A 15151-nucleotide genomic window follows, 5' to 3' on the forward strand; every position below is an offset into this window, starting at 1 on the left:
GCTCGCTCAGTCGAAGCGCGCTGCACGCGTGCGCCGCTGGCGCAGTCGACGCGTGTGGCAAACCGTCGGGGTGCCGTGCGCAAAGCGTCTATTGTAAGCCACATAGCGGGCGGCGGCTTGCGTCCGTGGCGCCCCCAACCCGAAGCGGAGGACACTCTATATATGGCAGATCACGCCACCCTATTCGACGAGGCAACCCCTGAAACGGCCGCCCCCGAGCCGCCGGCGCCCAATGTAGCGGCTTGCGGCGAGCCCGCGTCCCCGCCGCTCCTGCGGGGTAAATGGCTAAAAAACGACATGCCGCGCGAGCGGCTGCTCGAACAGGGGCCCGGCGTGCTTTCGGATACCGAGATGATCGTGCTGATACTCGGCTCCGGCCTGCCCGGCCACGACGTCTTCAGTGTCGCGCGCGCGTTGCTCGACCGTTTCGGCTCGCTGCGCGCGATGCTCGACGCGACCTACACGGATTTCGACGGCCTGCGCGGCATCGGCCCGGCGAAAAAGGCGCAGCTGCTGGCCATCATGGAAATGGCGCGGCGCTCGCTGGTCGAAAAAATGCGCTCGCGCTCGCTGATGAATTCACCCGAAGCCGTGGAAAACTACCTGCGCCTGCGGATCGGCGGCCGTCCGCAGGAAGTTTTCGTGTCGCTTTTCCTCGACGCCCGGCATCGGCTGATACGCTGCGAAGAAAGCGCGCAGGGCACGCTCACGCGCATGGCCGTGTATCCGCGCGAGATCGTGCGGCGCGCGCTGAGCCTGAATGCAGCCAGCCTGATCGTCGCGCATAATCACCCTTCCGGCGCCGTCCAGCCGAGCGCGAGCGACAGCCGTCTGACGCGCACGCTGCGCGACGCCCTCACACTGATCGACGTACAACTGGTCGATCACCTGGTGATCGGCACGGACAGCGTCTACTCCTTCGCCCGCGCCGGCTGGCCGTGAGACGGCACGAACCAGGGCCGCGCAGACGTTGCGCCGTGTCCGGCATCGCAAATAAGGTTTGATTTTGCGGCTTTTTTTCCGCTATAATTCCGGTTTGCCTATTTCCAACCCCCTGTTCCGAAGCCACCAAGGCGTTCCGGAAAGGAAACGTGCCTGAATTTCAGCGCGGCTCTTTTCGGGAAACTTTCACGGCGTTCGAACTCAGAATTAGCGTATTAGGAGTGCTCTCATGGCACGCGTATGCCAAGTAACTGGGAAAGCGCCGATGAGCGGCAACAACGTTTCCCACGCGAACAACAAAACCAAGCGCCGGTTCCTGCCGAACCTGCAAAACCGCCGCATTTGGGTGGAAAGCGAAAACCGTTGGGTGCGTCTGCGCGTTTCGAACGCCGGCCTGCGCCTGATCGACAAGAACGGTATCGACGCTGTGCTCGCAGATCTGCGCGCACGCGGTGAAGCCTAAGGAGTAAATCATGGCGAAAGGCGCACGCGACAAGATCAAGTTGGAATCGACCGCAGGCACGGGTCACTTCTACACGACGACCAAGAACAAACGCAACATGCCTGAAAAGATGCTGATCAAGAAGTTTGATCCGGTCGTTCGTAAGCACGTTGAGTACAAGGAAACCAAGATTAAATAAATCTTGGCTCCTGCCTGACGAAGGCAAAAGACATGCAAAAAAGCCTCGCACTCGTGCGAGGCTTTTTTGTTTTCAGCGTTCGCATGTTTCTGCTTTTGAGTTTCTACTTCTGTTTATTCGCCAACGCGAACAGTCTTATGTCGTTCGGCCAGCTTTCCCTCATCCGTCGCGGCGCGTATCCTTTCTCGTTTTAGCGGCGAGCAAATGGCACGCCGTCACCGCAAAACGAAAGACGGAGATGTAGGCAATGGAATTCGATGTGGCGATTGTCGGTAGCGGTCTGGCTGGTTTGAGCGTCGCGCTCAATCTGGCGGAGACCCGGCGGGTGGCAGTGGTCGCCAAGCGATCGATGACCGAAGGCGCGAGCGACTGGGCGCAAGGCGGCATCGCCGCAGTTCTGGATTCGGCGGACAGCATCGAAAATCACGTGCGCGATACGCTGATCGCCGGCGGCGGGCTGTGCGACGAAGCGGCAACGCGCTTTATCGTCGAACACGGGCGTGCGGCGATCGAATGGTTGATCGAACAAGGCGTGCCGTTCACCAAGGACGACGCCGCCGAGCTCGGTTTCCATCTGACGCGCGAAGGCGGCCATAGCCATCGCCGGATCATTCATGCTGCCGATGCAACGGGCCATGCCGTGGTGGCCACGCTCAGCGAGCGGGTGCGCCGTCACCCGAACATCACGCTGCTCGAAGATCACTACGCCATCGATCTGATCACGTCCGACCGCCTCGGCTTGCCAGGACGTCGTTGTCACGGCCTGTACGCGCTCGATCTGCAAAGCGGGCGCACCGTCACGATCGAGGCGCCCCACACCGTGCTCGCCACTGGGGGCGCGGGCAAGGTCTACCTCTACACCACGAATCCCGACACTGCGACGGGCGACGGCATCGCGATGGCGTGGCGGGCCGGCTGCCGCGTGTCGAATATGGAGTTCATCCAGTTCCATCCAACCTGCCTGTTCCATCCGTACGCGAAGTCCTTTCTGATTTCGGAGGCGGTGCGCGGCGAAGGTGGCATTCTCAAACTGCCGGACGGCACCCGCTTCATGCCGAATCACGACGAACGCGCCGAACTCGCGCCGCGCGACATCGTCGCGCGTGCGATCGACTTCGAAATCAAGAAGCGTGGCATCGATTGTGTGTATCTCGACATCAGCCATCAGCCGCCTGAATTCCTGCGTGAACACTTCCCGACGATTCTGGCGCGCTGCCAGGAATTCGGCATCGACATCACCAAGCAAGCGATTCCGGTCGTGCCGGCCGCGCACTATACGTGTGGTGGCGTCGTAACCGATCTGGCGGGCCGCACGGATCTGGCCGGCCTCTATGCGGTGGGTGAGACGTCATGCACGGGTCTGCACGGCGCGAACCGGCTTGCCAGCAATTCCCTGCTCGAGTGCCTCGTGATCGGACGCTCCGCGGCGCAGGCTATCGAGGAAGAAGGGTTTAGCGCCGCCGTCCACGCACCGCTGCCCGATTGGGACGAAAGCCGCGTGTCCGATCCGGATGAGGAGGTCGTGGTTGCCCACAACTGGGACGAACTGCGCCGGCTGATGTGGAATTACGTCGGTATCGTACGGACCGACAAACGGCTCGCGCGCGCGAAGCACCGGCTCGCCCTGCTGCGCGACGAAATCCACGAGTACTACGCGAACTTCAAGGTGAGCCGCGACCTGCTCGAATTGCGCAATCTGGTGGACGTGGCATCGTTGATCGTCGAAGGCGCGCGTTCGCGGCGTGAAAGCCGCGGCCTGCACTTCAGCCGTGACTGGCCGGCCACCTTACCCAAGGCGCTGCCGACGGTGCTCTCACCGGAGCATGTGCGCAACCGCAACGTGTGATCGAGACGAACTGAAACGAAAAGGCCATCGCCGAAATGAACTGGCGATGGCCTTTTTTGCTTGAATGCTGCTGATTGCGGGCTTGGGCGTCAGACGATCCGCATCGAGTAATCCGTTGCGCGCACGTCTTTGGTCAGCGCGCCGATCGACACGCGATCGACACCGGTTTCCGCGATCGTACGCACCGTATCGAAGTTCACGCCGCCCGATACCTCCAGCACCGCGCGCCCCGCTGTGATGCGCACCGCTTCGCGCATGGCATCGAACGAGAAATTGTCCAGCAGAATGGATTGCGCGCGGTGCGCCAGCGCGGTCTCCAACTGTTCGAGCGTCTCGACTTCGATCTGGATCGAGACCCCAGCATTCAGCGCCAATGCCGCGTCCATCGCCGCGCCCACGCCGCCGGCCGCGGCAATGTGGTTTTCCTTGATGAGGATGCCGTCGTACAGCGCGAGCCGTTGATTCGCCCCACCGCCGACGCGCACCGCGTACTTCTGCGCGAGCCGCAAGCCCGGCAAGGTCTTGCGCGTGTCGAGAATGCGTGTGCGGGTATGTGCGACCGCATCGACATAACGGCGCGTCGCACTCGCCACGCCCGACAGCAGTTGCAGAAAGTTCAGCGCGTTGCGTTCCGCGGTCAACAATGCGCGAACGGGCCCGCGCATTTCGCAAACCGTTGTGTCGGCCGTCATTAGCTCGCCTTCGCGATAGCGCCACTGGACTTCGATACGCGGATCGACCTGGCGCATCACTGCTTCAAACCACGGCACGCCGCACAGCACGGCATCTTCGCGCACGATGATGCGTGCATCGCGCACGTCGTCCGCGGGAACGAGGCGGCCTGTCTGGTCGCCCGCGCCGACGTCTTCGGCCAGTGCATCGGTCACATTGCGCGCCAAAGCGGCGTCGAATGCCTCGCCGTATTGCGCGTGAATTTCAGCGAATAGCGGCGACACCGCTTCGAGCTTGTTGCTTTCTACCGCGCCCATCAAGCCGCCCCCACATTCGAATACAGTTGCGTGTCGCGCGCGAGATCGCCACTCGCTTGCACCCGCTTCTTGTGGCGCGCCGCGAAGTCCAGCATCCGGTCGATCGGCAGACGCGCCCGCTCGCCGATCGCGCGATCGACGAAAATTTCGTTGTGGCCGCGCTCGAGCACTTCGGCAAGATTCGCGAGGCCGTTCATCGCCATCCACGGACAATGCGCGCAGCTCTTGCAAGTCGCGCTGTTGCCGGCCGTCGGCGCGGCAATCAAGGTCTTGCCGGGTGCGGCGAGTTGCATCTTGTGCAAAATGCCGAGATCGGTCGCCACGATGAAATGCGTCGCGTCGAGTTTTTGCGCCGCGTCGATCAATTGCGTGGTCGATCCGACCACGTCCGCTTGCGCAACCACGTTAGCCGGCGACTCCGGATGCACCAACACTTTCGCGCCCGGATATTCGGCACGCAGCAGATCGAGTTCGATACCTTTGAATTCGTCGTGCACCAGACATGAACCCTGCCACAGCAGCATGTCCGCGCCGGTCTTGTTCTGGATATAGCTGCCGAGGTGCCGGTCCGGCGCCCAGATGATCTTTTCGCCGCGCGCATGCAGATCGGCAACGATCTCAAGGCCTATCGACGACGTCACCATCCAGTCCGCGCGCGCCTTCACCGCCGCGCTCGTGTTCGCATACACGACCACCGTGCGATCCGGATGCGCGTCGCAGAAAGCCGAGAATTCATCGACCGGACAGCCGAGATCAAGCGAACAGGTCGCGTCGAGATCCGGCATCAGAATGCGCTTGTCCGGACTCAGAATTTTCGCGGTCTCGCCCATGAAGCGCACACCCGCGACAACCAGCGTCTGCGCCGCGTGATCGCGCCCGAAGCGCGCCATCTCCAGCGAGTCGGCCACGCAGCCGCCGGTCTCGTCGGCCAGCTCCTGCAATTCCGCATCGACATAATAGTGCGCGACGAGCACCGCCTTCTCGCGCTCGAGCAATGCGCGGATGCGTGCCTTCAGCGCCACCTTCTCCTCCGCCGACGGCATGTCGGGCACCTTCGCCCATGCCTGCCCGATCCCGCAGGTTGTACCCTGCGCCTGCGGCCGGTCGTATTCCACGGCCCTGATCGCCTGCTGATCCATGATCTCCTCTGCCTTCGCTCTGCCGCCGCGGACTGTCAATCGCGTGTCATTGCAGTTTCCGCGGCCCAAAAAGCAAAACCCCGCCAACGCGGGGTTTTGTGACGTACTGAGATTTTAATGGATTTCGCTATCAGGCATAACGACGCAGTCGCATCGCAAACTCTTGCAGCGCTTTAATACCGCTCTGCTCAGCGCGATGACACCAGTCCTGCAACTGGATCAGCAACTGGTCGCGCGATGCATTCGAGCGCTCCCACATGGCGGCGAGCTCGTTGCGCATGTCGATGTAGGTCTTAAGCTTCTGGCTGTTCGCGAAGATTTGCGGCAGCTGGCGTTTCTGCGGCTCGTCGAGACCCGCTTCTTCCTTGTGGAACCAGCTACGCGCGCCGCGCATGACCTGATACTTCTCACGCGCGCCGACTTCCTTCAAATGCGCCAGTTCCTGACGATACGCGCGCTTGAGCGCCTTGCCGTAACGTGCCATCACTTCGTAGCGGTTGGCCAGCACGGCTTGCAGCGTGTCCTGATCGAGCACCATCTTGCCAGTGGTCAGACGCGGCGTGGGCGCCACCTTCTTCACCTTGGCCAGACGGAATGCCGACATGATGCGGATGTACATCCAGCCGATGTCGAACTCGTACCACTTGTTCGACAGCTTGGCCGACGTCGCATACGTGTGGTGATTGTTGTGCAACTCTTCGCCGCCGATGATGATGCCCCACGGGAAGATGTTGGTGCTGGCATCCGACGAGTTGAAGTTGCGGTAGCCCCAGAAGTGCGCGAGGCCGTTGACCACGCCGGCGGCCCAGAAGGGGATCCACACCATCTGCACAGCCCAGATCGTCAGACCGACGACGCCGAACAGCGCGACGTTCAGCACCATCATCAGGCTCACGCCGAGGATCGGGTACTTGGTGTAGACGTTGCGTTCCATCCAGTCGTTCGGCGTGCCGTGACTGAACTTGCGCATCGTTTCTTCGTTTTTCGCTTCGACGCGATAGAGTTCCGCGCCTTCGAGCAGCACCTTCCAGATGCCGCGCGTTTGCGGGCTGTGCGGATCTTCTTCGGTCTCGCACTTGGCGTGGTGCTTACGGTGAATCGCGGCCCACTGGCCGGTCAACATGCCCGTGGTCATCCACAGCCAGAAGCGGAAAAAATGACTGACGATCGGATGCAGCTCCAGCGCGCGGTGCGCCTGGCAGCGATGCAGATAGACCGTCACGCCGATGATCGTGATGTGCGTCGCGATCGCCGTGTACAGCACAAGTTGCCACCACGAGAAGTGCAACAGACCGTGGGCAAGGAAATCGAGCAAAGAATTCAACAAGGCAATTTACCTGTGGAACGAGAGACACCAGACACACGCAAAATGCGCATGTCAAGAAAGTGAAAGCATACAGCGGGATTGGACGACATTCTACTTGAACCGTTCCAAGTGTTTGTAACAAATAGGGATTTTTTGTGCGGCATCAACAGAAGGAACGCGCCGAAGGTCTTTCTAAGACCCACTGGCGCGCTCAAAGTGCCCGTCAGCGCGCGCTGTCGGACGGATTGACTGCCGGCGCGGTCATTGTTACCGGCCGCGGCATGGCGTCGCTCATGTTGCCGACGATTCGCACTTCGCGTTGCGCGAGGGGAATCGAGATGTCGTGCTCGGAGAACAGACGCCAGATATTGCGGTTGACGGCCGAGCGCACGCCCGAGGTTCCGGTGGCCGCGTCCTCGATCCAGAAACCTAGTTCGAGATTGATGCCGTCTGAGCCGAAACCCGCCAGATAAGCTGTCGGCGCCGGCTCCTGCAGCACGCGCGGTACGCCCTGAGCGGCCTGCGCAAGCAGCGCCATGGCCTGCTCGACGTCGGACGTGTACGCGACCTGCACGGCCGCCTTCGCATGGCCGCGCGTCAGGTACGACGACTGGTTCTGCACCACGTCCGTGATCAGTTTTTCGTTCGGAATCAGCGTTTCGATGCCGTCCAGCCCGCGCACCACGGTGTAGCGCGTGCGAATCTGCGTGACCATGCCCTGCAGGCCCCCCACGTTGATCGTGTCGCCAATGCGCAGCGAGCGGTCGATCAGGATGATGAAGCCCGACACGTAATTGCTGGCGATCTTCTGCAGGCCGAAGCCGAGACCGACGCCCAGCGCGCCGCCGAACACGCCCAGCACCGTGATATCGATGCCGACCAGCGACAGGCTGATCAGCACCGCCGCCAGCACGAACGCCGCCCGGCCGACCCGCGCCACCACCACCTTCAGGTTGGCATCGAGCGTCTTCGAGCGCATCAGGCGGTCTTCGAAGGTTGAGCCGAGCCACATCGCGACGATCATCGTCACGCACACCCACAGCAGGCCCGAGATGAGCGAGAGCAGCGTCAGATGCGCGTTGGCGACGCTGAAATGGACCCCCGCCATCCATGTGATCACGTCGTCCTGGATGCCCATCACCGTGAGCACCATGCCGATCCAGACCACCGTCGAGACGATCCTCTCGACGAGGAACAGCAACGGGTGCGTCTCGCCGTCGTGGCTGAACACCCGTCGCGCGAAGAAAAACACGATGTAAATCAAGCCGATGCCGAAGAGCGGCACCAGCGCCAGATCGAGCAGCGCGGTATGCATGAACTGGCCGGTGATCGACCGCGCAAGCCACACGAGGGCCGCGCCGATCAACGGGAAGAACGCGCGGTTCAGGCTTTCGGCGCCGAAGCGCAGCGTCTGGTAACGCGTCTGGCGGCGCAGATCCAGCGCACGGCGCAACACGCGCGCGAGCAGCCACGCGATCGCGAGCGTCGCGACCAGCACGCCGACCTGCCACAGCATCACGGGCTGGCCGAAGTCGCGTGCGAGGTCGCTGAACATATGAGGAAAAAGACGGTTTTGCATGATGTCGCCGAAATCGCCGGCGCACGGCCGGGTCCAGGAATCGAACCCGCGCGCCGGCAAAAGCCTGTTGCGCTTAGCTCTGGCGTTCCAGCACGGCGGCGAAGAAGCCGTCGGTTGCGTGGCGATGCGGCCACAGCGAAAGGTAATCGCCCATTTCCAGATCGATGCGCTGCTCGGCCAGCACGTCGCGTGCGGGCACCAGCGCGAAATCCGGATGGTCGGCGAGGAACTGCTGCACCACCGCTTCGTTTTCCGCTTCCAGAATCGAGCAGGTGGCGTAGACGAGGCGGCCGCCCTTCTTCACCAAACGCGCGGCGCTGGCCAGAATCGACGCCTGCTTCGGCGCCAGTTCGGCCACCGATTCCGGCGACTGCCGCCACTTCAGGTCCGGGTTGCGGCGCAGCGTGCCCAAGCCGCTGCACGGTGCGTCGACCAGCACGCGGTCGATCTTGCCCGCGAGCCGCTTGATCTTGGCGTCGTGTTCACTGTCGATCAGCACCGGATTCACGTTCGACAAACCGCTGCGCGCAAGGCGCGGCTTGAGCTTGGCGAGGCGCCGCTCGGAGATGTCGAACGCATAGAGCCGGCCGGTGGAGCGCATCGCCGCGCCCAGCGCCAGCGTCTTGCCACCCGCGCCCGCGCAGAAGTCGACGATCATTTCGCCGCGTTTGGGCGCGACCAGCGAGCACAACAGCTGGCTGCCTTCGTCTTGCACTTCGAGCCAGCCGTGCTGGAACGCGTCGAGCTTGGTGAGCGGCGGCTTGCCGACCACGCGCACGCCGAATGGCGCGAACGGCGTCGCGCCGCCCTCGATGCCGGCCTTCGATAGCGCGTTCAACACGTCGTCGCGACTCGCCTTGATCGGGTTCGCGCGCAGATCCAGCGGCGCCGGATAGTTCAGCGCGGCGGCCAGTTGCGCCAGTTCCTCGGGCTCGAAGCGCTTGCTGAGCGCCTGATAGATCCAGTCGGGCAGATTCAGGCGAATCCGCAACGGCAGGCTCTCCGGGTCGATCTTCGACACGTGTTCGAGCCAGCTCAACTCCTGTTCCGACACGAACGGCTTGAGCGCGTTACGCCCCGCCGTCTGCATCAGACCGAGCAGCGCCATGCGGCGCGCCGGGCTGCCGGCGCCGCCTTCGGCCAGATGGGCGAATTCCATCCGGCGACGCAGCACCGCGAAAACGGCCTCGGCGATCACGCCGCGTTCGCCGTGCCCGAGCTTCGGATGCGCGCGGAAGAAACGGCTCGTGGTAGCGTCGGCGGGGCCGTTGAGTCTTAGGACTTCAGCCAACAAAGTCTCAGTTTGTCCAATCAAAAAACCATGCAATCTCATGCGCCCTCTCCGGCGGTGTGACCGGCAAAGAGCCATTGCGGCTCCGGCGGCGTAAGCGTGACACGCAGGCCATCCAGAGCAAGACGCCCTTCGACGAACCAGCGCACCGCGCGTGGATAAATGATGTGTTCGGTTGCCAGCACGCGTTCGGCGAGCATGGCTGGGGTGTCGCCTGTTTCCACGGGAACCGCCGACTGCGCGACGATCGGCCCGTGATCGAGTTGCGACGTGACAAAATGCACGGACGCGCCGTGCAGCCGCACGCCCGCGTCGAGCGCCTGCTGATGGGTTTTCAGTCCCGGAAAGCTCGGCAGCAGCGACGGATGCACGTTCAGCATGCGCCCGGCGTAATGATCGACGAAACCGGCTGTCAGCACTCGCATGAATCCAGCGAGCACCACCAGGTCGGGGGCGAAACTATCGATTTCTTTGGCGAGCGCGGCGTCGAAGCTGTCTCGGTCCGGAAACTGGCGGTGGTCGACCACCGCCGTGGCAATACCGTGCGACGCCGCGAACGCAAGCCCCGCGGCATCAGGACGGTTGGCAATCACGGCGGCGACTTGCGCCGGCCAGGCCTCGTCCGAGCAGGCTCGAACGATGGCTTCCATGTTGCTTCCCCGTCCGGAAATCAGGATGACGAGTTTTTTCATCCGCGGATTTTATCATTCGGGGACACCGAAACCGCGACGCGCCGCCGTCCACTGCGCTGAACGTTTATAATCGTTTGTTTTGCGGCACTCCGCCCGCTCCACCTCAAACCCGCTATCGTGAGAGTCTTCCGCGGTCTTCCCAATGCTGAAAGCCGTGCGCCTTGCGCACTGACCATCGGCAACTTCGACGGTGTCCACCGCGGCCATCAGGCGTTGCTCGCCCACGTGCGCGCCGCCGCCGATGCACGCGGCCTGCCCGTCTGCGTGATGACCTTCGAGCCGCACCCGCGCGAGTTCTTCAACCCGGCGGGCGCGCCGCCGCGTATCGCCATGCTGCGCGACAAGCTCGAGGCGCTGCGCACCAACGGCGTCGACCGGGTGGTGGTCGAGCACTTCAACCACACGTTCGCGAGCCAGTCGCCGGACACGTTCGTCGAACGGATCATCGTCAACGGGCTGCACGCGCGCTGGGTCATGATCGGCGACGACTTCCGCTACGGCGCGAAGCGCGCGGGCGACTTCGGATCGCTCAAGGCCGCGGGGCAGCAATACGGTTTCGAAGTCGAGCAGATGGCCACCGTCGCCGATCCGTCGGGCGCGCGCATTTCCAGCTCGGGCGTGCGCGCCGCGCTGGTGGCGGGCGACCTCGACTCGGCGCGCGCCGCGCTGGGCCGCGACTATCTGATCAGCGGCCATGTCGTGCACGGCATGAAGCTCGGCCGCGATCTCGGTTTTCCCACGCTCAATCTGCCGATCGCCCACAAGCGTCCGGCGCTCGCGGGCATTTTCGTGGTGCGCGTGCACGGCGTGGCGGACGAACCGCTGCCGGGCGTCGCGAGCCTCGGCCTGCGCCCCACGGTGGATGATTCCGGCCGCGTGCTGCTCGAAGTTCACCTGCTCGACTGGCACGGCGACGCGTATGGCAAACTCGTGCGCGTCGAATTCCTGAAGAAGCTGCGCGACGAGGAAAAGTACGTCGACCTCGAAACGCTAACCGCCGCCATCAAGCGCGACGTCGTCAACGCGCGCGCGTGGTTCGCGGCCGTCGGCGCCGACACGCCGGGCAGCCGCTCCACCGGCTTCTCCACCTCGGCCACTGATCGAATTAGATAACCGCCGTGGTCCGTGCAGGCGCTCAGGCGCCGCGTGTGTGGACCCTCGCCGCGCGCATCGAAAGGCGTCCGTGGATCACGCGACATGCCTGCCGGGCGCGCCCAACGCCCTCGCGCATCGTGCGCATTCCGCGCCCTGCTGCGCATAGAAAGAATTCACCGCGACCTCATCATGAGCAACAAGAAAGCCGATTCGAAACCGCAGTCACGCTACCCGGTCAACCTGCTCGACACGCCGTTCCCGATGCGCGGCGACTTGCCCAAGCGCGAGCCGCAATGGGTCAAGGAATGGCAGGAACGTAAGGTCTACGAGAAGATCCGCGCCGCCTCCAAGGGCCGCAAGAAGTTCATCCTGCACGACGGCCCGCCGTATGCGAATGGTGACATCCACCTCGGCCACGCGGTGAACAAGATCCTGAAGGACATGATCGTCAAGGCGCGCAATCTGGCGGGCTTCGACGCGGTCTACGTGCCGGGCTGGGATTGCCACGGCATGCCGATCGAAATCCAGATCGAAAAACAGTTCGGCAAGTCGCTGCCGGCCGCCGAAGTCATGCAGAAGGCGCGCGCCTACGCAACCGAGCAGATCGAGAAGCAGAAGGTCGGTTTCCGCCGGCTGGGCGTGCTCGGCGACTGGGACAACCCGTACAAGACCATGAACTTCACGAACGAAGCCGGCGAAATCCGCGCGCTCGCGAAGATCATGGAAAAAGGCTACGTGTTCCGCGGCCTGAAGCCGGTGAACTGGTGTTTCGACTGCGGCTCGGCGTTGGCCGAAGCGGAAGTCGAATACAAGGACAAGACCGATCCGACCATCGACGTACTGTTCAGCTTCGCCGAACCGGAAAAGACCGCGCAAGCGTTCGGTCTGAATGCGCTGCCGCGCAACGAAGGCGGCATCGTAATCTGGACCACCACGCCGTGGACCATCCCCGCCAACCAGGCGCTGAACCTGCATCCGGAAATCGTCTACGCGCTGGTCGACACGCCGCGCGGCCTGCTGATCCTCGCCGAAGAGCGTGTTGAAGCCTGCCTGAAGCTGTACGGCCTGGAAGGCACGATCGTCGCCACCACGCCGGGCGCCAAGCTCGTCAACCTGCGCTTCAACCACCCGCTCGCGTCCGCGCATCCGGGTTACAAGCGCACGGCGCCGGTGTATCTCGGCGACTATGTGACGACCGAAACGGGTACGGGTATCGTGCACTCGTCGCCGGCGTACGGCGTGGAAGACTTCGTGTCGTGCAAGGCGCACGGCATGGCGGACTCGGACATCATCAATCCGGTGATGGGCGACGGCCGTTATATCGAATCACTCGCGCTGTTCGGCGGGCTGTCGATCTGGGCGGCCAACCCGCAGATCGTCGAAGCGCTGCAAGGCGCCGGCTCGCTGATGCGCACCGAGAAGTACACGCACAGCTACATGCACTGCTGGCGCCACAAGACGCCGATCATCTACCGCGCGACGTCGCAATGGTTCGCCGGCATGGACGTGCAGCCGAACGACACCGACAAGACGCTGCGTGAGACCGCGCTCGAAGGCATCGAAAACACCGCCTTCTATCCGGCGTGGGGCAAGCAGCGCCTGTTCAGCATGATCGCCAACCGCCCGGACTGGACGCTGTCGCGTCAACGCCAATGGGGCGTGCCGATGGCGTTCTTCGTGCACAAGGAAACCGGCGAGCTGCATCCGCGTACGCTGGAGTTGCTCGAAGAAGTCGCGCAACGCGTCGAGAAGGCCGGCATCGAAGCCTGGCAAACCCTCGACCCGCGCGAACTGATCGGCGACGACGCCAACATGTACGAAAAGAATCGCGACACGCTGGACGTGTGGTTCGACTCGGGCACCACGCACTGGCACGTGTTGCGCGGCTCGCACAAAGACGAACTGCAATTCCCGGCCGACCTGTATCTGGAAGGCTCGGACCAGCACCGCGGCTGGTTCCACTCGTCGCTGCTGACCGCGTCGATGCTCGACGGCCGTCCGCCGTATAACGCGCTGCTCACGCACGGCTTCACCGTGGACGGCGAAGGCCGCAAGATGAGCAAGTCGCTCGGCAACGGCATCGATCCGCACGAAGTGGCGAACCGCCTCGGCGCGGAAATCATCCGCCTGTGGATCGCGTCGACCGACTATTCGGGCGAGCTGGCGATCTCGGAAGAAATCCTGAAGCGCGTGACGGAAGGCTATCGCCGTATCCGCAACACGCTGCGCTTCCTGCTCGCGAACCTGTCGGACTTCGACTTCGCGCAGCACGCGCGTCCGGTCGAAGACTGGCTCGAGATCGACCGCTATGCGGTGGCGCTGTCGGCGAATCTGCAAAACGACATCCTCTCGCACTACGACAAGTACGAATTCCACCCGGTGGTCGCCAAGCTGCAGACGTTCTGCTCGGAAGACCTCGGCGGCTTCTATCTGGACGTGCTGAAAGACCGTCTGTACACGACCGCGGCGGACTCCGTCGCTCGCCGTTCGGCGCAGACCGCGCTGTATCACATCGCGCACGGCCTGCTGCGTCTGATGGCGCCGTTCCTGTCGTTCACCGCCGAAGAAGCGTGGAAGATCTTCCAGCCGAACAGCGAGACGATCTTCACTGAGACGTATCACGCATTCCCGGCCGTGCCCGAAGCCGGCGTGCTACTCGACAAATGGACGCTCCTGCGCGCCGCGCGCAGCGACGTGACCAAGGCGCTGGAAGAAGCGCGCGTGGCGAACCTGATCGGCTCGTCCTTGCAGGCGGAAGTCGAAATCCGCGCGAGCGGCGCGCGCTATGACGCGCTCACGAGCCTCGGCGACGATCTGAAGTTCGTGCTGATCACGTCGGCGGCGAGCGTCGTGAAGGTCGACAGCGAAGCGGAAGAAGGCGTCGAAGTCATCGCCTCGAAGTATCTGAAGTGCGAACGCTGCTGGCACTACCGCGCGGACGTCGGCGCGAATGCCGAACACCCCACGCTGTGCGGCCGCTGCTTCAGCAATCTGTTCGGCAACGGTGAAATCAGGAGCGCGGCATAATGGCGAGAACCATGTCGAAAACCGCGCCGAAAACATCTGCTGCAAACGGTTCGCTGGCGCCCTGGCTCGGCGTCGCGTTGATCGTCATCCTGTTCGATCAGTTGACGAAAATCGCGGTCCAGAAAGTGTTCGCCTACGGTGTCGCGCATGAGGTCACGTCGTTTTTCAACCTGATCCTCGTGTACAACCGCGGTGCGGCATTCAGTTTTCTCGCGATGGCGGGCGGCTGGCAACGCTGGGCGTTCACCGCGCTCGGCGTCGTGGCCGCGTTGGTGATCTGCTACCTGCTCAAGCGCCACGGCGGGCAGAAAATGTTCTGCACGGCGCTCGCACTGATTCTCGGTGGCGCGCTCGGCAACGTGATCGACCGGCTCGCGTATGGCCACGTGATCGACTTCCTCGATTTCCACGTGCGCACGTGGCACTGGCCGGCGTTCAATCTCGCCGACAGCGCGATCACGATCGGCGCGGTGCTGCTCGTGCTCGACGAACTGCGGCGCGTGCGCGGCTCGCGCTGACCGCGCGCGCTGGCGTTTGCGCACCAGTACGCTTTGAAAGACATGGCGGCGGGGACGCAACGCCTCGCTGCCCGCCACCACGCTTA

At 63.3% G+C, this 15151-nt stretch carries 13 protein-coding genes; 7 read left to right on the plus strand and 6 right to left on the minus strand.

Annotated elements, in window-relative coordinates; all coding sequences use genetic code 11:
• Positions 1-162: 162 nt before the first annotated feature.
• The 4 genes from radC to nadB all read left to right on the plus strand — a co-directional run bounded on the left by radC (position 163) and on the right by nadB (position 3429).
• Positions 163-942 carry a RadC family protein gene (gene radC, locus ACQKRQ_RS20455; RefSeq protein ID WP_427479274.1) on the plus strand — a complete coding sequence of 260 codons (780 nt, stop codon included), beginning with the start codon at positions 163-165 and terminating at the stop codon, positions 940-942.
• A gap of 229 nt (positions 943-1171) precedes the next feature.
• Positions 1172-1405 carry a 50S ribosomal protein L28 gene (gene rpmB / locus ACQKRQ_RS20460; protein WP_007180631.1) on the plus strand — a complete coding sequence of 78 codons (234 nt, stop codon included), beginning with the start codon at positions 1172-1174 and terminating at the stop codon, positions 1403-1405.
• Positions 1406-1415: 10 nt separating this feature from the next.
• On the plus strand, positions 1416-1583 hold the full coding sequence (gene rpmG, locus ACQKRQ_RS20465; protein WP_007180630.1) for a 50S ribosomal protein L33: 168 nt from the start codon (positions 1416-1418) through the stop codon (positions 1581-1583).
• Between the two features lie 247 nt (positions 1584-1830).
• Complete coding sequence (nadB, locus tag ACQKRQ_RS20470; protein ID WP_408179791.1) at positions 1831-3429, plus strand: L-aspartate oxidase; 1599 nt, start codon at positions 1831-1833, stop codon at positions 3427-3429.
• 89 nt (positions 3430-3518) lie between these two features.
• Here the strand turns inward: nadB and nadC are convergent, their stop codons facing one another.
• The 6 genes from nadC to purN all read right to left on the minus strand — a co-directional run bounded on the left by nadC (position 3519) and on the right by purN (position 10425).
• Positions 3519-4418, minus strand: a complete 900-nt coding sequence (nadC, locus tag ACQKRQ_RS20475; protein WP_427479023.1) for a carboxylating nicotinate-nucleotide diphosphorylase — start codon at positions 4416-4418, stop codon at positions 3519-3521.
• On the minus strand, positions 4418-5557 hold the full coding sequence (gene nadA, locus ACQKRQ_RS20480) for a quinolinate synthase NadA (protein WP_427479025.1): 1140 nt from the start codon (positions 5555-5557) through the stop codon (positions 4418-4420). Before nadA ends, nadC begins: the two co-directional genes overlap by 1 nt.
• 130 nt (positions 5558-5687) lie before the next feature.
• Positions 5688-6884, minus strand: coding sequence for a DesA family fatty acid desaturase (locus ACQKRQ_RS20485; protein WP_132373390.1), 1197 nt, complete (start codon positions 6882-6884; stop codon positions 5688-5690).
• Positions 6885-7086: 202 nt separating this feature from the next.
• Positions 7087-8442, minus strand: coding sequence for a mechanosensitive ion channel family protein (locus tag ACQKRQ_RS20490; protein WP_427479027.1), 1356 nt, complete (start codon positions 8440-8442; stop codon positions 7087-7089).
• A gap of 73 nt (positions 8443-8515) precedes the next feature.
• Positions 8516-9775, minus strand: a complete 1260-nt coding sequence (locus ACQKRQ_RS20495) for an RsmB/NOP family class I SAM-dependent RNA methyltransferase (RefSeq protein ID WP_408179795.1) — start codon at positions 9773-9775, stop codon at positions 8516-8518.
• Positions 9772-10425, minus strand: coding sequence for a phosphoribosylglycinamide formyltransferase (purN, locus tag ACQKRQ_RS20500; protein WP_132373387.1), 654 nt, complete (start codon positions 10423-10425; stop codon positions 9772-9774). The genes ACQKRQ_RS20495 and purN overlap by 4 nt, the downstream gene beginning before the upstream one ends.
• Positions 10426-10542: 117 nt before the next feature.
• Between purN and ACQKRQ_RS20505 the strand changes: the two genes are divergently transcribed.
• The 3 genes from ACQKRQ_RS20505 to lspA all read left to right on the plus strand — a co-directional run bounded on the left by ACQKRQ_RS20505 (position 10543) and on the right by lspA (position 15065).
• On the plus strand, positions 10543-11538 hold the full coding sequence (locus tag ACQKRQ_RS20505; RefSeq protein ID WP_408179796.1) for a bifunctional riboflavin kinase/FAD synthetase: 996 nt from the start codon (positions 10543-10545) through the stop codon (positions 11536-11538).
• A gap of 171 nt (positions 11539-11709) precedes the next feature.
• A complete protein-coding gene (gene ileS, locus ACQKRQ_RS20510) occupies positions 11710-14547 on the plus strand; it encodes an isoleucine--tRNA ligase (protein WP_427479030.1) in 2838 nt (945 codons plus the stop codon).
• Positions 14547-15065 carry a signal peptidase II gene (gene lspA, locus ACQKRQ_RS20515; protein ID WP_132373384.1) on the plus strand — a complete coding sequence of 173 codons (519 nt, stop codon included), beginning with the start codon at positions 14547-14549 and terminating at the stop codon, positions 15063-15065. The genes ileS and lspA overlap by 1 nt, the downstream gene beginning before the upstream one ends.
• Positions 15066-15151 lie beyond the last annotated feature (86 nt).

This window comes from Paraburkholderia sp. NPDC080076 (assembly GCF_050281145.1).
In the GTDB taxonomy this organism is placed as follows: Bacteria; Pseudomonadota; Gammaproteobacteria; order Burkholderiales; family Burkholderiaceae; genus Paraburkholderia.